The organism is Nafulsella turpanensis ZLM-10 (genome assembly GCF_000346615.1).
Lineage (GTDB): Bacteria > Bacteroidota > Bacteroidia > Cytophagales > Cyclobacteriaceae > Nafulsella > Nafulsella turpanensis.
Window position 1 is genome coordinate 1 of sequence record NZ_ANNU01000023.1, and the last position, 19,258, is coordinate 19,258.

Sequence of the window (19,258 nt, forward strand, 5' to 3'; positions counted from 1 at the left end):
CTCTTCAGATTTACATTCTTAAATAAATACAATTTACAGGTAAATGTCACCAACTATTTTTGGCATCATTACCATAAAAAAGGAATGCACACTGAAGCGCATTCCTTTTTTACTTTTAAAGCCTGCTTGTCTTCTTATTAGCTGTAAGTTTAATATAAGGTCTTGTCGTCTTTTGCCTGCCAGCGCCTGAAGGCTTCCAGTGCCTCCTCTGGTAATAACTGCTCCTGTGGTAATTTACGGTTCTTCAGGGGCAATTCAATTTCTTCATAAATAAACTGATCGTCGAATCCTATTTTGGCAGCATCGGCTTTGGTATTACCAAAATATACGCGCTCCGGTCTGGCCCAGTAAATAGCCCCAAGGCACATAGGGCAGGGTTCGCAACTGGTATAAAGCTCACATCCCTCCAGCTGAAAAGAGCCGAGTGCCTGACAGGCATTGCGGATAGCAGTAACCTCTGCATGGGCAGTAGGGTCATTAGCCGAAGTAACCATGTTGGTTCCGGTGGCAATTATCTTTCCGTCTTTTACCACCACTGCGGCAAAAGGGCCGCCCTTGCCCGAAGTTACATTTTCGATGGAAAGCCGAATGGCCTCGCGCATAAAATCTTTCTTTTCCATAGCATAAAAAAAGCCTCTTTAAGAGGCTTTAAATTTAAAGATTAGTATTCCTAATTATTTGTACCTGACGCTGCTAACCGCCTCAAGGGTTCTTTGTACATTCGGTAAGATAGCCTCAATAAGTGTTGGAGCATAGGGGAGCGGAACGTCCCTGCTTACCACTCGCTGAACCGGAGCATCCAGGTAATCGAAGGCATATCTCTGAATGTGGAACGCAATTTCAGCAGAAATACAGGCTAATGGCCAGGCTTCCTCAATACACACAATGCGATTGGTCTTTTTAACAGAGGCAACTACTGTGGCAAAATCTATTGGCCGAACAGAGCGAAGGTCAATTACTTCCGCTTTTACCCCATTTTTGGCTAATTCATCGGCAGCTTCGAGAGCCACTTTCATCATCTTTCCAAAGGAAACAAGAGTTACATCATTTCCTTCTCTTATCACTTTTGCTTTTCCAATTTCTATCAGGTATTCCTCCTCAGGAACTTCTCCTTTATCGCCATACATGAGCTCCGACTCCATAAAGATAACCGGATCATTATCGCGGATAGAGGTCTTCAGGAGCCCTTTGGCATCGTAAGGGTTAGAAGGAACGACCACTTTCAAACCGGGGGTATTGGCATACCAGTTCTCGAAGTTCTGGGAGTGTTGAGAGCTGAGCATCCCGGCATTTCCTGTAGGACCGCGGAATACCATTGGGATATTAAACTGTCCGCCTGACATTGACATCATTTTGGCAGCACTGTTTATTACCTGGTCAATGGCTACGAGGGAAAAGTTAAAGGTCATGAATTCGATAATAGGCCGGAGGCCATTCATGGCCGCTCCTACTCCTAAACCGGCAAAGCCAAGCTCTGCAATAGGGGTATCGATGACACGTTCCGGTCCAAACTCATCCAGCATTCCCTGGCTCACTTTGTAAGCGCCATTATATTCAGCCACCTCTTCTCCCATCAGGAAAATTTTCTCATCGCGGCGCATTTCTTCGCTCATGGCCTCACGTAAGGCTTCTCTAAACTGTATTTCTCTCATCTAATTTGTGCTTCGTTAAACAGTTGCAGTAAAAATAGCTATTCGGTGCCGATTCTGCAATTTTAAAGGCGAAGTAAGTACATAAAAAAAGCCCTTCAAGAAGAAGGGCTTTTAATTTTACAGAGCTTATTGCTTATCTTAATGTATTTCTGAAACGCTCGTTTTCCTGGAAGTCAGAGAACTCAAGATCCTCAAGCGCAGAACGCTTTAATTCGGGATCAACAGTTACTGCCTGCTGCAGCATGTTGTAAGCAGCGTCTTCGTTACCTAAACGTGCATTGGCAATGGCCGCTGCATAGTATGCTTTTGCAAGTTGGTTATCCAGCTCAGTTGCTTCTGTAAAGTTGGTGAGGGCATTGTTATAATCCTCATTCAGCAGGTAAGCAAGGCCCAGGTTGTACAGGTTCTCAGCTGTTTCTTCTGCATTAGAAAGGGTGCTGATAGCTGCCTCATAGTTACCACGTGCGATTTCCAGAGCGCCTTTTACTCCGGCAAGACCGCGTGCAGTTGCTTCCGTAGCCTCAAAGGTTTCGGCCTGGGTAATGGCTTCGTAGGCCTTATCAATGTTGCCTTGCAGGTAGTAAGCTACCGCAAGATTGTTGTAAGACTCTGGATTTTCCTGCTGGCGGTTAGCCAGTTCGAATTGGGTTACAGCATTTTCGATAAACTGGTTACGCTCGGCTTCAGAAGTGGCATTTACTGCTCTTTGCAGATAAACAGCGCCTAAGTTGTTATGCGCAATATAATTATCGTTGATTTTAGTAGCAGCAAGGTAAATCTGCTCTTTCTCATCTAAAGAAGGAGTAAGCGTTGCCGCATATGCTAACTCTTCGGCAGATAAAGTATCAGGAGAAACAGTACCGGCAACAATCTGGCGGGCCAGGGTAGCAATTTCGGCATCTGTTTTCTTTTCTTTTACAGTAAGAATTTCTGCTTTTGCTGTACGAAGGAGTGGATAAACATCCTTAAATACTTCAGCGTATCCTTCGATCAGGTGGAGTTTATCTTCCTTTTCAGTAAAAGTACCCGGGCCATTCACTATGGCAAGCATTTTTTGCTTCTGCTCTTCAGGAATTCCGTCATAAGCTTCAAGCGCTACTACGAACGGTTCCCACTCCAGTACTACAGGCTTCAGGATAAAGTTGATAGAATCAGCAAGTCCTTTATAGTCGTAGCGACGCATGTTGCGGCGGTAGAAGTCTTCAATAACCTTTGCACGATTTTCTGACAGATTTTCGTTTATACGCTCAGGGCCTTCAGGTGAGTGCGTACCAGTAATGGTTACTGTGCGAGTGATGTTCTTTTCGGCAATAAAGCTTTCTAAAGAATCGCCGCGCTGGCTGCGAACCTCGCTTGGGCGAAGGTAAGAACTTCCCTGAGGGAAGAAGAAACCAATAACAGTTGGAATAAGCTCTTCCTGGTTGTTGTAGCCATGGAAAGCATAAGCAGAATAATAATTATCCTGTACCAGTTCTGAAGTGGTGATGATACCTTCCGCAATTTGCATACGGTCAGTTTCTTTAGTTTTGTTGTTTTTAGGATTACGGGCAACTCCCATTACTTCCAGTACACCCTGCTTCATTTCAGGCTCATAAGCAAAAGAAATTTCTTCTGTTATTCGAGGCTGCTCTTCGCCGCTGTTCGGGAAGTCTTCGGCACGGAATACAATATTTTCCAGCTCTACTTCCTGTCCGTTATACACATAAAAAGGCTTGATGATATATTCCTTGCCTTTTTTAAGCATTTTAACTGGCAGGTTGGCCGTAAGGGTAAAGGTAACAGAGTCGCCATGCAGCTCCAGTGGACTTGGCTCCACTACCAGCTCCTGCTCATCCGCCATCTTCACCATCCGGTTAAGCGAACAACCCGAGAGGGCAAAAAATGCAAATAGGGTTACCGCAAAAACAAGTTTTCTCATTCGCGTCATGATTAAAAGTTTTGGTTGGTCTTAAGCAATATTAAAATTTGAATTGTGTTGCAATCTTACAAAAATTATCGATAAATTTATTACTGTTGTTGTAACTAATTAGTTCGCCAAAGAGTTTAAACCTACAATTCTTATAATTATCATATGGATAAGCTAATTAAGTTTTTCGAAGTTCAGGCATTCGGTGTTTGTACCCGTTTGGGCGAATATATGGGCTTGTCTATTAGTAGTATTCGTTTATTCTTCATCTATGCCTCTTTTTTAACTTTTGGCTCACCTGTATTGGTTTACCTTGCTTTAGCTTTTATTATGAATATTCGTAGAAGTATCCGCCGGCACAGGAATACCATCTGGTACTAAAGTGCTTGGGTTTATTTCGAATATTATACTGAAGCGTTTTGTATTTTACCAATGTTCTTCCTTTTCTCTCCTAATTGACGAAACTTTCTAACCCTCCTAATATAGTAGAGCCATAAAATGGACCCCTTAAAGAGTGGTGCTTTTTCCCCTTTTACTTTCTTCTCAGTAATTCTCTTCTGTTTCGGACTGAAAAACAATGAGAAAAGTTGCACATGGGCCTTTAACACTGCAGCACCATCTTTTGTTTGTCCCTTTTGTAAAAAATGAAGAGCGGCGAGCCAATCCAGTATTATCCGTGCAGGTAGTTTCCAGCCAAGGGCACTGTAAGAGCTGTTCTTCATTAGCATCCACAGGCCATTTCTAAAGTTAAGAAATGTTTTGCGGGGGTTGTTCTTTGGCAATGTGCCGCCCCCAACATGGTAAACGCTGCTCTGCCCGCAGGCATATACCTGGTAGCCTGCCGTGTGGAGGCGCCAGCAAAGATCTATTTCTTCCATATGGGCAAAAAAACGTTCGTCGAAGCCTCCCATCTGGTGGAAAATTTCTGCCCGAATCAGAAAGCATGCCCCGCTTGCCCAGAAAACAGGAATATTGCTATTATATTGACCCTCATTCTTTTCAAGCGTATCGAAAATCCTGCCTCGGCAAAACGGGTAGGCAAGGCTGTCTAAAAAGCCTCCTGCTGCTCCGGCATATTCAAAATAAGCTGGTTTGTGGTACGACAGGATTTTAGGCTGGCAGGCGGCAATTTGCGGGTTGGAATCAAGCAACTTTGCCATGGGCTCCAGCCATCCTTCTGTAACTTCGACATCGGAATTCAGGAGTAGGTAATAGTTCGCTTTTATTTGCTGTAACGCCTTATTGTACCCTCCAGCAAACCCAAAGTTCTGCTCCAGAATAAGTAGCTCAACCTCCGGGAATTCCTGTGAGAGCACCTCAATAGAATCGTCTGTGGAGGCATTATCGGCTACAATTATTCGATGACCGGTACTATAGCGAAGGAGGGAGGGCAGGAACTTTCTTAAATAGTCCCTGCCATTGTAGTTCAGGATAACAATTGCAATCTTAGGCTGCATTAAAACATTCCTCCAAGGTCCAGGCCAGGTATATTTGGAACGAGCCCTTCTGTATTTTTTCTGATTTCTTCGCGTGCTAATTCTTCGACCTCCTCGAGTGCTTTATTGGTGGCAGCCACAATAAGGTCCGACATCATATCCAAATCCTCGGGCTTTACCAGATCTTTGTCAATTTCGAGCTTTACCAGCTGACGCTTTCCGTTAGCGGTTGCTTTTACCATTCCTGCACCGGCTTCGGCAGTGGCAGTGATGTGAACAAGATTTTCCTGTGCTTCCTTGATCTTGGCCTGCACCTCCTTCATCTTGCCCATCATTTTCATCATATCAAACATATCAGTATATTTTAATGGTTTGTGTTCTATTTACTTAACTCGGCCCAAAGGCTCTTATCTTTTAAAGCCGAAGTTTTCGTTCTCAATGTTTATTTTCTGATTAAAAAGACAGCTCCCTGTTCGGTGTGACGGGTTCCGTCGATTGTGGTAACAACTGCCTTAAAAATATAGGTACCGGTCGGGAGTTCTTCTCCATTACGGGTCCCGTTCCAACCCAATTCATTATCATTTGTCCGAAAAACCAGCGCTCCCCAGCGATTATAAATTTGCAGGTCCACCTCCTTCACAAACAGCCCTTCTGCTTTAAAAACATCATTTTGCTCATCGCCGTTTGGGGTAAAGGCGTTAGGGAAATATCCCCTCATGGGAATATCGAAAAGATTGGAGCTGCTGGCGGGCAAGCCTGCCTCTAAAGGGGTTGCATAAATCCTGAACTGACTACGGGGCTCGTTTAAAACCAGCTGAGTAATTTCATGCTGGGTAGAAAGGCCTACAGGGGTGGGATTGGGAGTGCCTCCATCTGGCGGATAAACTTCCAGTACGTAATTCTGCACCCCATTGCTGTAGCCGGTATACTCATTCCAACCCAGAAGTAACTCTTCTACAGATACAGAAGTGCTTTGCAGGTAGAGCGCACAAACAGGTTCGCTCAGTGCCGATTCATTTCCACAGGCATCGATGTAGCTAAAGCGGTAACAGGTATTTTCGCCAGCTGCCGGTAGAGAAATAAATGAAGTGTCAGCTTCATTTACCAGGCGCTGGTTAGCATCGGTGGTATAAACCATTAGCCTGATATCCTTCTGTCCTGCTATTTCAGGAAGCGAAAACTGCACAGTGGAAGCACCCAGCCATTGGGAAGCAATGTTTACCGGAGCTGCTAATTGTCGCTGAACTTCATTGGAGACGGGAGTACCTTCCGTTAAACTGCTAATTCCCCCTGTATAATCAAGACGAATGGCGTATTGATAGGGTAAGCCACAATCGATGAGAGAATCAAGAAAGATTCCGCTCGTAACTGGGGCTAAGGTATCAATTGCCATCCCATTTCTTAGTATTATAATTCTTTCAATATTAGCTGTACTGGCCGTGGTAAAGCTCACCTGATTTCCATTGTCGGCAGCCTCTACCTGAAGCCGGGCAGTACAGATTGGTTCGGAGTAAAGCAGGCCTTCGTCTGTGCAGGAACGATCCGTTTTTATCCGGAAGCAATAAAAGTTTTCTGCGGGATTTAAGTCCGTTATTACAGTTTCTGCACCCTCCATTTGAATGGGGTAGGTTTCAAATGGGCCGGTGCCATTTATCTGGTATTCCAGCCTGTACTTTACGTTTCTTTGCAGTGGATAGGTAAGAGTGATACTGCTGTCTTGCGAACTGACTGTAACATCTGAAAATTGGGCAGCTTCTACTTCATCATATACCAGAACCTGCTGTGGGTAGGAGGAGTCGCAATTTTCCATATTGACTCCTTCGCCGGAATAAAAACCTTCAACGATAACAGAGTGGCTGCCGCTTGTGGCATAGGCTAATTCTGCTTCATAGTTATTAGAAGCATTTAAGATAACAGGCTCGCCGCCTTCGTCTGTGGTAAGCTCAAAATAGTCATACCCGTCGGAATTGGGGATTACCTCCACTTTTACCTTATTATTTCCACAGCTGTAGGCTTCAAAATATGGACTAACAGGGGCTTTTACTTCAACTTCTAATGAATCGTAAGTAGGATTCCCAAATTCATCACTTGCCAGCATTTTTACGGTAAAGGTTCCGGTTTCATAATAAGTGTGGCTCAAGGTGGTGGTTATTGGTGAGTACCCTGAAGAATCACCAAATTTTACCTGCTTTACATAATCTTCTGGGTGTCTTCCAGTATTATAGGTAACTCTCACTTCCAGAGGGATGCATCCTTTGATGTAGTCAATTGTGAAAAATCCATTGTCACTACTTACGCCCTGCCCATAGCTCCAACTAGTGGAGCAAAGGAGAATAAGAAAAATGATATAGGTAAAGATACTTTTCAAAAAATAAGAGTTTACCTCTGAAAATACGATTTAATCTTTCACATAGCAAGGAAACAGAAGCTTCTAATTTTAAGAAAGTATCTGCTGAATAGCCGCGGGGATATTAACATTTTCCTGCTGCCCGCTCATCATGTTTTTAAGAGTGATTTCTCCCTTCGCTATTTCTTCCTCGCCCTGCAAAATAACGTAAGGGATGTTCTTTTTATTGGCATATGCCAGCTGCTTCTTCATCTTGGCCTCTTCAGGGTAAATCTCAGCCCTGATGCCGGCGGCTCTTAATTTACCCAATAACTGCAGTCCCTCAGAAAGAGTTTTTTCGCCAAAGTTGACCAGCATGGCCTGGGTGGAAACGGTACTCTCTTCCGGAAACAAATTGAGTTCTTCGAGTACATCATACACACGGTCCACCCCAAAGGAAAATCCTACCCCTGACATGCCAGGTAAACCGAAAACGCCGGTCAGGTCGTCGTAACGCCCGCCGCCGGAGATGCTTCCCATTTGTACCGAAGTGGGTTTTACCTCAAAAATGGCCCCTGTATAGTAGGAGAGGCCACGGGCAAGCGTCAGGTCTAGTTCCAGCTTTGGCTGTGCGCCAAAAGCTTTCAGCAGTTCAAAGACTGCCTGTAATTCCTTTACACCTTTTAAGCCCGTTGTAGAGCTTTCAAGCAGTTGCTGAAGGGCATCCAGTGAACTGTCTCCTGCTTCCTGCAGCGCCAGGAGGGGTTGTAGTTTTTCGATGGCTTCGCCAGAAAATCCTTTTTCGCCCAGCTCCTTAAAGACTCCTTCGTGGCCAATTTTATCGAGCTTATCAATGGCGACACAAAAATCTGCTTCCCTGCCTGCAGCCCCTATTACTTCTGTAATGCCAGTGAGCACTTTGCGGTTATTAATTTTAATGATATAATCTTTAAGGTTAAGCTTTTCAAAGACTTCGGTAATCATTAGTACTATTTCTGCTTCGCATATAAGGGAGTCTGTTCCGATAACATCTGCATCGCACTGGTAAAATTCGCGATAGCGGCCTCTCTGTGGACGATCGGCCCGCCACACCGGCTGGATTTGGTAGCGCTTGAAGGGAAAGGTGATGTCATTCTGGTTCATAACCACATAACGGGCAAAGGGAACAGTGAGGTCATACCGCAGCCCTTTTTCGGCAATCAGTGGGAGTAGTTGTTTGCTTCCTTCCCGATAGTCTGCTTCGCTGGTCTTTTTCAGGAAATCACCTGAATTGAGTATTTTAAAGAGCAGCTGGTCTCCTTCATCTCCGTACTTGCCGGTAAGGACGGAAAGGTTTTCCATGCTGGGGGTTTCCAGTGGCATATAGCCGAACTTTTCAAAAGTATGGCGGATAGTATTAAAAATATAGTTCCTGCGGGCCATCTGGAGTGGGCCAAAATCGCGGGTTCCTTTAGGAATAGATGGTTTTTGTGCCATTGCAATTATGCTGCTAAAGTTTGGGATGGCAAAAATAATGGAAATTCTCCAGCCCGAAAGAAGCAAGGAGTATTAATTGCCTTTAAAAATGGGTTTGCCTCCTTACATACCCAACTATAATGAAAATTGTTTTTGATATAATTCCCTGATGTACTATATTTGCACCTCAATTAAAACTTTTGATCTAATGGCAGTTACCAGACTTAAAAGAAAAGGACGTAGAAATAAAACGAATTCCCTAAAAAGAACCACCGCTATAAAAAGGTTAACCGCTACTCCTGTAATTAAAAATGTGGATGTAGAGAGCCTTAAAGAAGGGTTTGCAGGTGGTGATAAAAAAGCTTCTGCAAAAAAGCAGGAAGAGCCTAAGAAAGAAGCTGCCGCAGATAAAGAATAGTCAAAAGCTTTTTAAAAAGTACTTTGAAGGCTGTCCTCCCCGGGCGGCCTTTTTTTTGCCTAATTTGCTTTCACAGCTCCTCGTTTTCCTAATTCAATTACCTGCATCTGGCTTACCTGTTTTTCATTTATCTCAAAACGGAGGAGGGTACGCATTTGGTGGAAGCCCTGCTGACCGGCCGCACCGGGATTCAGGTAAAGGAGCCGATTCAGTTCTTCGTCTGTAGCCACCCGTAAAATGTGAGAATGGCCGCAAATGAAAATATCCGGCTGCCACTCTTTTAATTTCGGGCGAATACCCTTTGCATAACGGGGAGGCTTTCCTCCAATGTGGGTCATCCATACCTGCATACCTTCACATTCGAAACGTTGATGTTCCGGACATCGAGCCTGTAATTCTTTCCCGTCGATGTTCCCCCAAACCGCTCTGGTAGGTTTAAAAGCCTCCAGTTTATTGAGTACCTCCAGGTTGCCAATATCTCCTGCATGCCAGATTTCGTCGCACTTATCGAAATAACGAAATACCTGCTCATCGAGGTAAGAATGGGTGTCGGACAGGAGACCTATCTTCATAATTCTAGGGGTAAACCTTCTTTATTTTATTTTCTCAATCCTTCTACTAAAGCTTTATGCTTTGTGTTTATATTCCTGAATTACAGTTTACTATAGGAGCTACGAAAAGTAAAGCTTCAAGTTAAAACATCTGTAAACAATTTCAACACCAGCCGGTATTTAAGACAACTAATGTAGTACCGCCAAAGTAAAGGTTTATGCAGAATTTTAAAAATAAAACGGCCATCGTAACTGGTGGCGGACAGGGCATAGGGAAGGCTATTGTTCAGGCTTTTTCGCACCATGAAGCCAATGTGGTAATTGCAGAAAAGGATGAAGAAGCAGGCCCGGAAGTGGTGGAATGGTTATCTGCCAAAGGGGGTGATAAAGAAAAGCTCCACTTTGTTCCCTGCGATGTTTCGAATGAAGAAGAGGTGAAGAACCTTATAGTGCAAGCGGTGCAAAAATATGGCCGAATTGATTACCTGGTGAATAATGCCGGACTTTCCCGGTTTAAGCCTTTTCTGGAATTAAGTGTAGCGGAGTGGGACGAAGTGCTGAATACTAACCTTAGAGGAGCTTTCCTTTGTGCAAAATACGCAGCTCCCTACCTGAAGAAAACACAGAAGGGCTCCATTATTAATATTGCTTCTACGCGTGCGCTGATGTCCGAACCCGATTCAGAAGCATATGCGGCATCTAAAGGTGGTTTGGTGTCCTTAACTCACGCGCTTGCACTAAGTCTCGGACCCGAGGTTCGGGTAAATGCCATCAGCCCTGGCTGGATAGAGGTACGGGACTGGAAGAAGAAGAGTCAGCGGGAAGAGGTGCGCCATAGCAGGGAAGAGGATAGCCAGCATCCGGCAGGAAGAGTAGGAGAGCCTGAAGATATTGGCCGTGCCGTGGTTTTTCTTTGTTCAGGTGAAGCCGGTTTTATTACAGGGCAGAATATTGTGATTGATGGCGGAATGACCAAAAAAATGATTTACGAAGCGTAGCAGTTCTGGAGGGGCGGGTTGAGAAAAGGTGAGATTTTATCCCTGCCCTTTTCCTTCCTATATTCTGTCTTTGCTGTCTGCTCTATGCCTGTTCGTCTTTTTGCTTTTCCTTTTTCACCTCCGGCAATTCAGATGCCTGAATATATCCCTGACCGATGGCATGGCGGGCAGCTGCCTCTGTATCTTTCACCAGCAGCATTTGAGCACCCAGGCTCTCTGCCTCATCAATAATTTTAATTACTTCTTTATCTCTTCCCGCTTCTGAAACATCGCGTATGTACGCCGCCAGCACTCTTTTTGGATAATGCTTTATTACCTCCAGGTAAATTTCAGGGTCTTTCTGCCCACTATCCCCAATGAGAATAAAGCGAAGATCGCCGGTACAGGAAAAAATCTTCTCAATTTCCTTCAGCTTATGCTCTTTATGGCTGGACTGGAATAATGTTTCTGCCTTCAATCCTAGGTCGCGAAGCATAAGGGGCCCGGCAGGAATTTGCTGAATCTCCAGGAAATCTTCAAGCATATCGTAAAGATTCCAGGGACTGCTGGAAACGTAATAAAGCGGGTTTTTAATCTTGTCTATCTCCGCTCCTTCATGCAGAGCCCTGTAAAAGGCGGCCACCCCTTTAAAGGGTAAGCGGGTTTTTGCATTATATAAAAACGTCTTTTGCATCATCCTAACAAAGCTGGTAGCAGAGGTTTGAAGGACTGTGTCATCGATATCGGAAATGACTCCGAAATCGGCCTTTTGTTGAGGAATATGGATAAAAGAAGAAGCCTGAACAGGGCCTTTGTTATTGCCGATTTTATCCAGCAGGCGAAACTGAACAGGATGTTCAGTCTGCTCAGTATCTATATCTGTTGGCACAGGTAGTTGAAAGTGAAAATATCCTTCCGCATCTGTCGTGGATTCCAGGTGTTGCCCGTAAAATTCTGCCTGAATGCGGGCACCAGGTATCTCATTACTTTCAAACCGCTTATACATGGCCCGGAGATTATGCCATTTATTATCCTGCTCACGGGCAGGACGAATGTTTCGGTCTTCTATTAACCTCCCGCTGACATAGGCTTCTTTCCTGTCGCCAAAACCGCGATATCCCATCAGGAGCAAGGGGCCGATACGGTTATATTTTCGCAAATAAGACCAGCGAACTTTATCGAATCCGTGTTCTACATAATAAGCAGCTTTGAGAAGAGGTGTAAGCATGAAAAATGTTTACTTTTATATGATGATAAAAATCAGAAATATGTTTATCAGGACGAAACTGGTACACTGGCTTACCTTTAATTTTGCAGCAGCCATTACCCTTTATCCATTTGTGCTCGTGGCGCCTCGGTACCCGCTTAAAAAAGCCTGGTAGTGCATGAACGGATTCATTTGCTGCAGCAGGCCGAGTTACTTATCCTTCCTTTTTACTGCCTGTACCTTGCAGAGTACCTAATAGGTTTGGCAAGAGGAAATTCTCATTACCAGGCTTACCGGGCTGTTAGCTTCGAAAGGGAAGCTTTCCATAACGAGCATAACTCCCATTACCTGAAGGGGCGGAAAAGCTGGGCATGGCTCCATTACTTGTAAATCCTTATACATCCATACTGCTTAAAGAATAATAGCCACTACCGCTTTTTTGTTTGATTTAATGGTTTTGTCTGGCATGATTTTGGGATGTAGTTCAGTGAGTAGTAAAAAATTCTGAAACCTATTGTATATCCCGAACGTTATAAAGATATCTTCTTTATTTTATTTCATCAACCTTTGTAAATATGCGACAGACCAAATTAGTTGCCAGCAGCGAAAAAAGTATTTCTGATGCTGTGCAAAAGATAATCAGTAAAGCAGTTTCCTTTTCCGAAAACATTAAAAGCCTGCATATAATTGAAGATAGCCAAATTCCTGCCACTGAAGGAAAATTTCATCTGCGCGGCCACGTTCGCAAAAGAATCTGACCGTTTAGTCTGTAAAAGTTTCATTGATAGCCTCCAGAATAATCTGGCAGGCTTTTTTTATCTCCTCATCCTGGATGGTCAATGGAGGAGCAATGCGCATGCTGTTATTGCAATAAAGAAACCAGTCGGAGATTAAACCTTTCAGCATTGCTTTGTCAATGACTGCTTTCAGCACTTCGAAAGATTCAAATTCCACTGCCATTAAAAGGCCCTTTTGCCTGATGGCTTTAATGGCAGGGTGGACTAGTAATTCAGTAAAAAGTTTTCCTTTTTCGACAGCTCCTTCGTACATCCGCTCATCCTGGATGAGCCGAAGAGTAGCAAGGGCGGCAGCAGCGCTAACCGGATGTCCTCCAAAGGTAGTGATGTGTCCCAGAATCGGATTGTTCCGTAACACTCCCATAATTTCCTGCGAAGAAATAAAGGCGCCAATAGGCATGCCTCCGCCCATACCTTTGGCGCATAATAGAATGTCGGGCACTATATCATAATCTTCAAATGCCCAGAAGTGGCCCGTCCTGCCAAAGCCCACCTGCACCTCATCCAGAATCAGCAATGCTCCCACTTCTGTACAGCGGTGGCGTAAGGCCTGCAGGTATTGGGGATCTGCAAAGCGCACTCCTGCCTCTCCCTGAATGGTTTCGATAATTACTGCGGCGGTATTGTTATTGATATGCCTTAACTCATCGACCAGATTATATTCTATGTGCCGCACGCCCGGTATGAGTGGGCGAAAGGCTCTTTTAAAATCTTCCTCTCCACAAACAGAAAGGGAACCCTGCGAAGACCCATGGTAGGCCTTGCGGCAGCTGATAACTTCCGGCCGGCCGGTAAAACGCTTTGCCAGTTTAAGGGCTCCTTCTACTGCTTCGCTGCCTGAATTTACAAGGTAGCAGCTATCGAGGGGAGCTGGAAGGCTATTTGCCAGCGCCTGGGCAAGCTCCACCTGTGGGGCCTGTACAAACTCTCCGTAAACCATTACATGCAGGTACTTATCGAGCTGTTCTTTAATGGCCGCAATTACTTTTGGGTGTCGGTGCCCTACATTGCTTACCCCAATGCCCGAAATCAGGTCGATATAGGCTTTCCCTTTTGTGTCATATACGTATACACCTTCTGCTTTTTCCACTTCCAGTAATAGTGGAAAGTCCGAAGTTTGGGCCAGGTGGTTTAGAAATAGCTGTCTCTGAGAAATCATAAGGCAAAGGTACGCATTCATGAACAATCCTGCCGCACAGGCCTCGGATTTATAGTTGTTTGCAGGAGCGATTGGGAAGGTAATAGTTAAAAAAGTTTGATTTTATAAGGGATATTACCTCCTGTTGTATTTTTCTCTAATTATAGATTATTTCGATAGAAGAAATGAACATCTGAATAGGATATTAGGGATGAATAAGATAAGTAGGGTTTTTGTATTCGTTTGGCTTGTATTTATCCTGCAGGCAAAGGGCCAGGATAGCCCAACGCAGGCAACAGAACGTGAAGGTTTTCCAAAGAAAGAGCTCACTGCCATCAATTCTGCTTATGCAGAGGCACGCCCGCTTATTTCTGATAATGGCAATACACTGTATTTTAGCCGTCGCCACCATGAGGGGAACAAGCGGGGAAAAAAAGACTTTCAGGATGTGTGGGTTTCTTACCGGGATACGCTTACTGATCAATGGTCCGAGCCACAGAATGTTGGCTCCCTGATTAATAACAGAAAAAGTAATGCCATTGCCAGCCTTAGTCCCGACGGAGAGGAGGGGATTTTCTTTAATACCTATCGAAAAACCCGAAGAACCCCCTTAATCCGGAGTCGCTTAAAAGGGTCGGACTGGACCAAGCCGAAAGGATTAGAGATTGAGAATTTCATCAACATCAGCAGCTATGCCGATTACTTTCTGGATTATAAGCAGAACGTTCTCTTTCTGGCTATTGAAGGAGATTCGGTAATAGGAGAACAGGACTTGTATATATCTTTTCCTAATAGTGAAGGCGGGTGGAAAGAGCCCGTAAACCTTGGAGGAGTAATTAATACCTCAAAAGCAGATTTTGCCCCATTTATGGGAGCCGATGGCCGTTCTCTTTTCTTCTGTTCTTATGGGCATAAAGGGGAGGGTGGAAGCGATATTTATATGTCCGTAAGGCTGGACGACAGCTGGCTCAACTGGTCGGAACCGGTCAACCTGGGGCCGGCCATTAATACAGCCCTGGAGGAAACCTATTTCTCCATTACCAGCGATTTTCAATATCTCTATTATACTTCATACCATCCTAAAGAAGAGAACAGGAATATTCTAAGAGTTGAGTTGCCGGAGAATTTTACCGCCATTAACGGACCGGTATTGGTTAAGCTCGATAGTGCAGCCATTTCTAAAATTATGTTGAGCGGTAATTTCAGGATTGATGAACTGGGGCAGCGCACCAACTTTCAGGGTCTAAGCTTTGCAGGTTGGCCTGCTGAAGAAAAGAAGGAAGAAGTAGATGTCGTAAATATAGCAGCAGCTCTCGAAGACTCCATTTATAAAGAAATAACCGCAGGTATTGAAAAAGAAATTACACCAGCAGGTAATCCTGCTTCTTTAGTGGCTGAGGGAGGCCTCGAAAATGTATCAACAGGGTTCGGGAAGGATATTAGCATCGGCTCCGATGGGGAAAGTCTTTCAGTAGCGGCAGCGGAGCTAAAGTCTTACCTGGAAAAGTCCCTCCCTAATCTGGACCTGGTAATGAGGATAGAAGGGAATTTGATTGAATTCAAAATAGCGCAAAACCTAATGTATGAGTTTAATAGCGTGTTTGTTACTACCGATTATGTCCCTCGCCTGGCCCGGATAGCCAGAATAATGCAGGAGAGACCGGAGTTACGCATAAAACTGGTAGGGTATACGGATAATATTGGTTCGGAAGAAGTAAATAAAAGGGTAGCTATGAAAAGGGTTCAAAACCTGATGTACTTCTTTAAAGAGAGAGGCATTGATACGGGTAGAATAGAATTGATAAGTGGCGGGGAAGATAAACCCCTGAAAGAGAATGAAGATGCAGAAGGCAGGGCCTGGAACAGACGGGTAGAAACAACGATTCAATATCAGGAATGATAAAAAAAAAGCCTCACAATTCGTGGGGTTTCTTGTTAAGAAGACATGACAGCAGTTAGATATAGAAAACTTTGGATTAAATTTTTGGTCGTTCTCTTTTTAACTATACTGGGAGGCGCAGTGGTATGGTATGCTTATCAGGCCTATGAGGCAAGGCAACCGGTTCCGGCAGAGGAAGTAGAGGAAAAGGTGGAGCCAATTGAAGAGGAGCTATAAAAAATGCTGCCCCTGAAAGGAGCAGCATTCAAATTTCTGTAACCGTAGGTTTCCTCCGGGGCAGTTTTACTTTCTTTCTACTACTTTGAGTGCGGCATCCACAATGCTTTGGGTATTGAGGCCGTATTTCTCCATTAGTTCCTCTGGCGTACCACTTTCCCCGAAAGAGTCATTTACTCCCACCATTTCAAGGGGCGAAGGAAGCTTCAGGCTAAGAACCTGTGCTATGCTATCGCCCAGTCCGCCATTGAGCTGGTGTTCTTCAGCCGAAACAGCACAGCCGGTTTTCTGAACACTCTTCAGGATAGCCTCCACGTCGAGTGGTTTAATGGTGTGGATGTTAATGACCTCTGCATTAATTCCTTTTTCCTGCAGAATGGCTTCTGCCTCTATGGCATGCCAAACCAGGTGGCCTGTGGCAAAAATGGAAACATCGCTCCCTTCAATAAGGTGTAGCGCTTTGCCTATTTCAAATTTTTGATCGGCAGGAGTAAACACTGGCACCTTCGGACGGCCAAAGCGGAGGTATACCGGGCCTTCGTACTCTGCAATAGCCATGGTGGCGGCTTTCGTCTGGTTATAATCACATGGATTAATGACGGTCATGTGCGGGAGCATTTTCATCATTCCAATATCTTCCAGAATCTGGTGAGTAGCCCCGTCCTCGCCAAGGGTAAGGCCTGCATGGGAAGCACAAATTTTTACGTTCTTGTCGCTGTAGGCAATCGACTGGCGAATCTGGTCATATACCCGGCCGGTGGAAAAGTTAGCAAAGGTTCCGGTAAAAGGGATTTTTCCGCCGATAGTCATGCCGGCGGCGATGCCCATCATATTCGCTTCGGCAATACCCACCTGAAAAAAGCGGTCGGGAAATTCTTTTTTAAAATCACCCATTTTTAAAGAGCCGGTAAGGTCGGCACAAAGACCTACTACCTTATCATTTTTGCGGGCTGCTTCTACTAAACCGGCACCAAAACCGGAACGGGTGTCTTTTTTTTCGCTGTACGTGAATTTTGTACTCATCTGCCAAATAGGTTTATATTGGTTGTTGCTCCTGATTTAATTTCGAAGTCACGGATTTTAGTATACCTGCTTCCCTGTGCCTGGCGGGCCCGAAAAACAAGCCTGTACTGCCCTGGCTGCAAAGCTAAGGAATTTACCGATTTTTTCTCATCTAATTGGTGAATTAGCTTTTGCCCATTTCCCTCTTCCAGGACAAAAAGATCCCCGATCCCGGAAAAATCTGCGCGGATATTGGCTATGCCCGGGGCGGGCAAATCCAGATTTATTTCTTTGCCTGCTCCTAACTCCAGCCCGTAAAAATAGGTGCGGGGAAGGGTAAGGACTTCAACATCGTACTGGCCGGCCAGGTACTTCTGGCTGCTGCCCACAGGCTGGGTGTACAGCGTTTGTGGCTGCTGGTGCCGCCTTACAATGGCCTTTACACCACCCGGATACTCATGGTGATTCTTTTGGGAGAGGGTTAGCTGTCCTCTTGGCACTTCTACCATGAGGGTATTATGCTGGCCTCCTTTTAAGCGAACTGCCTTCTTTTCCATAGGGGGAATTGTATGCAGCACTACATCATATGGAAGTACCGGGTCCACCTCTATGGTGTCAGTAATGCCGCGGCTGTCGCGGTAGTGCACGAAATTCCGAATTGCCTGCTGTGTGTAATGGTGCTGCAGCGTAACGGTTATATCTTTTTCCCTGGGCTGTCCGGCTTCGTTAAGCAATTCTACTGTAAGGGTGGTTTTGCCCAGGCTTTGGGTGAGTGTTTTACGGAGCGCTTCGCGAAATTGGGAAATGCTGGAGGCGTCGTAATAATCGCCCATGCAATCGAACTGCTGTTCAAAGCCTTCTTCTGCTCCCAGGGCAATTACGAAGGGCTGCAAAATAACCTGTTTCTCCTGAAGCTTCCTGGACACTGCGCAGGGATCGCCCCCACAGGATTCCAGTCCGTCAGTAATCATGATAATAATGTTTCGGGCATTAACATCGACAGGGAAATCTTCTGCCGCCTTTTCAAGAGAGTAAGCAATAGGGGTGGTGCCCTGAGGAGTTAGGTGGTGGAGCTTTTGTTTTATTTGCTCGTGGTTTTCTGAACTAAAAGGAACCTCCAGTTTTGAGTCGGAACAATTTTGATAGCGGCTTGGGTACAGGTGGCCATAAGCACGAAGGGCCAGCTCGAGGCGGGGATTTACTTTCAGGGAGTCGATGGTTTCGGAAAGCAGCCTTTTGGCAATATCCATCCTGGTTTGCCGGCCCTCCCATTGAGCCAGCATACTGCCTGAAGCATCCAGGAGAAAAAGGATGCGGGTTTTTCCCGACAAAGCCTCCTGCTCACTTGTTTGAGCGGAAAGAGGCTTTGCCAGTAAAAATATCAGGCCTAACAGTCCTGAGAGAAATAGTTTATTCAAACAGATTAATAGTCGCCAAGCGTTTCTTCAAGTTGTGCAAGGGCTTTTTCCAATTCTTCATCATCCGGAGCTACACCATGCCACTTGTGGGTTCCTTCCATAAAGTCGACGCCGCTCCCCATTTCTGTTTGCATCAGCATCATAACAGGCTTTCCTTTACCTGAAAGAGACTTGGCATATTCCAGCTGGCGGATTACATCTTCCATATTGTTTCCATTACAGGTGATCACACTCCAGCCAAAAGCTTCCCACTTTTTGCCTAAATCTTCCAGTCCCATAATCTGGCTCACGCGGCCGTCAATTTGCTGATCGTTGCAATCGATGGTGGCAATAAGGTTGTCTACCTTGTTATGGGCAGCATACATGGCGGCTTCCCAAATCTGGCCTTCCTGCTGTTCACCATCTCCCATCAAAACAAAAACGCGGTGCTTATCGCCATTTAATTTTTTAGTTTGAGCAGCGCCAATGGCCACCGATAAGCCCTGACCCAGAGAGCCGGAAGCAATCCTTATACCAGGGAGACCTTCCTCTGTAGTAGGGTGCCCCTGCAGGCGGCTGTTAATTTTACGGAAGGTGCCTAATTCTTTTGTATCGAAATAACCTTTGCGGGCAAGAGTGCTGTACCATACCGGCGATATGTGTCCGTTGCTCAGGAAAAAAAGGTCTTCATTCGTTCCATCCATGTCAAACCCTGGCTTCAGGTCCAGTACATGAAAATAAAGGGCTGTAAAATAATCGGTACATCCTAAAGAGCCTCCTGGGTGTCCTGATTGCACGTTATGTACCATCCGAAGAATGTCGCGGCGGATTTGGCTGGCCAGCTTTTGGAGTTCGTCGATGTTTGGTTGATTCTTCATGG

21 protein-coding genes are annotated in these 19,258 nt (G+C 45.1%); 8 read left to right on the forward strand and 13 right to left on the reverse strand.

What is annotated here, in order from left to right; all coding sequences use genetic code 11:
- Positions 1 to 149 precede the first annotated feature (149 nt).
- From F752_RS0110150 to F752_RS0110160, 3 genes are all read right to left on the reverse strand, one after another.
- Positions 150 to 620 carry a nucleoside deaminase gene (locus F752_RS0110150; protein WP_017731624.1) on the reverse strand — a complete coding sequence of 157 codons (471 nt, stop codon included), beginning with the start codon at positions 618 to 620 and terminating at the stop codon, positions 150 to 152.
- A 54-nt stretch (positions 621 to 674) separates the two neighbouring features.
- Positions 675 to 1,652, reverse strand: coding sequence for a pyruvate dehydrogenase complex E1 component subunit beta (locus F752_RS0110155; RefSeq protein WP_017731625.1), 978 nt, complete (start codon positions 1,650 to 1,652; stop codon positions 675 to 677).
- Between the two features lie 133 nt (positions 1,653 to 1,785).
- Complete coding sequence (locus tag F752_RS0110160; RefSeq protein WP_017731626.1) at positions 1,786 to 3,570, reverse strand: TPR end-of-group domain-containing protein; 1,785 nt, start codon at positions 3,568 to 3,570, stop codon at positions 1,786 to 1,788.
- 153 nt (positions 3,571 to 3,723) lie between these two features.
- Here F752_RS0110160 and F752_RS0110165 point away from each other — a divergent pair, with 153 nt between their 5' ends.
- Complete coding sequence (locus tag F752_RS0110165) at positions 3,724 to 3,939, forward strand: PspC domain-containing protein (RefSeq protein WP_017731627.1); 216 nt, start codon at positions 3,724 to 3,726, stop codon at positions 3,937 to 3,939.
- A 23-nt stretch (positions 3,940 to 3,962) separates the two neighbouring features.
- On the opposite strand, the gene F752_RS0110170 is transcribed toward F752_RS0110165, so the two are convergent.
- From F752_RS0110170 to hisS, 4 genes are all read right to left on the reverse strand, one after another.
- On the reverse strand, positions 3,963 to 5,015 hold the full coding sequence (locus tag F752_RS0110170; protein WP_017731628.1) for a glycosyltransferase family 2 protein: 1,053 nt from the start codon (positions 5,013 to 5,015) through the stop codon (positions 3,963 to 3,965).
- Complete coding sequence (locus F752_RS0110175; RefSeq protein WP_017731629.1) at positions 5,015 to 5,347, reverse strand: YbaB/EbfC family nucleoid-associated protein; 333 nt, start codon at positions 5,345 to 5,347, stop codon at positions 5,015 to 5,017. The genes F752_RS0110170 and F752_RS0110175 overlap by 1 nt, the downstream gene beginning before the upstream one ends.
- Before the next feature lie 89 nt (positions 5,348 to 5,436).
- Positions 5,437 to 7,362, reverse strand: coding sequence for a T9SS type B sorting domain-containing protein (locus tag F752_RS0110180; RefSeq protein WP_017731630.1), 1,926 nt, complete (start codon positions 7,360 to 7,362; stop codon positions 5,437 to 5,439).
- 69 nt (positions 7,363 to 7,431) lie between these two features.
- Entirely contained in the window at positions 7,432 to 8,796 is a 1,365-nt protein-coding gene (hisS, locus tag F752_RS0110185; RefSeq protein WP_026135649.1) for a histidine--tRNA ligase, read from the reverse strand.
- A 187-nt stretch (positions 8,797 to 8,983) separates the two neighbouring features.
- Here hisS and F752_RS0110190 point away from each other — a divergent pair, with 187 nt between their 5' ends.
- The gene (locus tag F752_RS0110190) at positions 8,984 to 9,193 is read left to right on the forward strand and encodes a hypothetical protein (protein WP_017731632.1); all 210 of its coding nucleotides are present in this window, start codon (positions 8,984 to 8,986) and stop codon (positions 9,191 to 9,193) included.
- A gap of 59 nt (positions 9,194 to 9,252) precedes the next feature.
- Here F752_RS0110190 and F752_RS0110195 read toward each other — a convergent pair whose 3' ends face one another.
- The gene (locus F752_RS0110195) at positions 9,253 to 9,765 is read right to left on the reverse strand and encodes a metallophosphoesterase family protein (protein WP_017731633.1); all 513 of its coding nucleotides are present in this window, start codon (positions 9,763 to 9,765) and stop codon (positions 9,253 to 9,255) included.
- A 197-nt stretch (positions 9,766 to 9,962) separates the two neighbouring features.
- Between F752_RS0110195 and F752_RS0110200 the strand changes: the two genes are divergently transcribed.
- Positions 9,963 to 10,742: an SDR family NAD(P)-dependent oxidoreductase gene (locus F752_RS0110200; RefSeq protein ID WP_017731634.1), complete on the forward strand. Its 780-nt coding sequence runs from the start codon at positions 9,963 to 9,965 to the stop codon at positions 10,740 to 10,742.
- Positions 10,743 to 10,824: 82 nt separating this feature from the next.
- On the opposite strand, the gene F752_RS0110205 is transcribed toward F752_RS0110200, so the two are convergent.
- Positions 10,825 to 11,949, reverse strand: a complete 1,125-nt coding sequence (locus tag F752_RS0110205) for an App1 family protein (RefSeq protein WP_017731635.1) — start codon at positions 11,947 to 11,949, stop codon at positions 10,825 to 10,827.
- Between F752_RS0110205 and F752_RS26625 the strand changes: the two genes are divergently transcribed.
- The 3 genes from F752_RS26625 to F752_RS0110220 all read left to right on the forward strand — a co-directional run bounded on the left by F752_RS26625 (position 11,948) and on the right by F752_RS0110220 (position 12,686).
- The gene (locus F752_RS26625; protein ID WP_017731636.1) at positions 11,948 to 12,103 is read left to right on the forward strand and encodes a hypothetical protein; all 156 of its coding nucleotides are present in this window, start codon (positions 11,948 to 11,950) and stop codon (positions 12,101 to 12,103) included. The two genes, F752_RS0110205 and F752_RS26625, sit on opposite strands and share 2 nt — an antisense overlap.
- Positions 12,103 to 12,318, forward strand: coding sequence for a hypothetical protein (locus F752_RS0110215; RefSeq protein WP_017731637.1), 216 nt, complete (start codon positions 12,103 to 12,105; stop codon positions 12,316 to 12,318). The genes F752_RS26625 and F752_RS0110215 overlap by 1 nt, the downstream gene beginning before the upstream one ends.
- A 185-nt stretch (positions 12,319 to 12,503) precedes the next feature.
- Positions 12,504 to 12,686 carry a dodecin domain-containing protein gene (locus F752_RS0110220; RefSeq protein ID WP_017731638.1) on the forward strand — a complete coding sequence of 61 codons (183 nt, stop codon included), beginning with the start codon at positions 12,504 to 12,506 and terminating at the stop codon, positions 12,684 to 12,686.
- Between the two features lie 4 nt (positions 12,687 to 12,690).
- Here the strand turns inward: F752_RS0110220 and F752_RS0110225 are convergent, their stop codons facing one another.
- On the reverse strand, positions 12,691 to 13,881 hold the full coding sequence (locus F752_RS0110225) for an aspartate aminotransferase family protein (RefSeq protein ID WP_040664523.1): 1,191 nt from the start codon (positions 13,879 to 13,881) through the stop codon (positions 12,691 to 12,693).
- 193 nt (positions 13,882 to 14,074) lie between these two features.
- Between F752_RS0110225 and F752_RS25330 the strand changes: the two genes are divergently transcribed.
- Positions 14,075 to 15,763: an OmpA family protein gene (locus F752_RS25330; RefSeq protein ID WP_017731640.1), complete on the forward strand. Its 1,689-nt coding sequence runs from the start codon at positions 14,075 to 14,077 to the stop codon at positions 15,761 to 15,763.
- Positions 15,764 to 15,808: 45 nt separating this feature from the next.
- A complete protein-coding gene (locus tag F752_RS26245) occupies positions 15,809 to 15,979 on the forward strand; it encodes a hypothetical protein (RefSeq protein ID WP_017731641.1) in 171 nt (56 codons plus the stop codon).
- A gap of 66 nt (positions 15,980 to 16,045) precedes the next feature.
- Here F752_RS26245 and F752_RS0110240 read toward each other — a convergent pair whose 3' ends face one another.
- From F752_RS0110240 to F752_RS0110250, 3 genes are read right to left on the reverse strand one after another with little or no spacing between them, the layout of a single operon-like run.
- Positions 16,046 to 17,002 (reverse strand): transketolase family protein, encoded by a 957-nt coding sequence (locus tag F752_RS0110240; protein ID WP_017731642.1) that lies wholly within the window; start codon positions 17,000 to 17,002, stop codon positions 16,046 to 16,048.
- Complete coding sequence (locus tag F752_RS0110245) at positions 16,999 to 18,399, reverse strand: vWA domain-containing protein (protein ID WP_017731643.1); 1,401 nt, start codon at positions 18,397 to 18,399, stop codon at positions 16,999 to 17,001. Before F752_RS0110245 ends, F752_RS0110240 begins: the two co-directional genes overlap by 4 nt.
- A gap of 5 nt (positions 18,400 to 18,404) precedes the next feature.
- Complete coding sequence (locus F752_RS0110250; RefSeq protein ID WP_017731644.1) at positions 18,405 to 19,256, reverse strand: transketolase; 852 nt, start codon at positions 19,254 to 19,256, stop codon at positions 18,405 to 18,407.
- Positions 19,257 to 19,258: the final 2 nt, after the last annotated feature.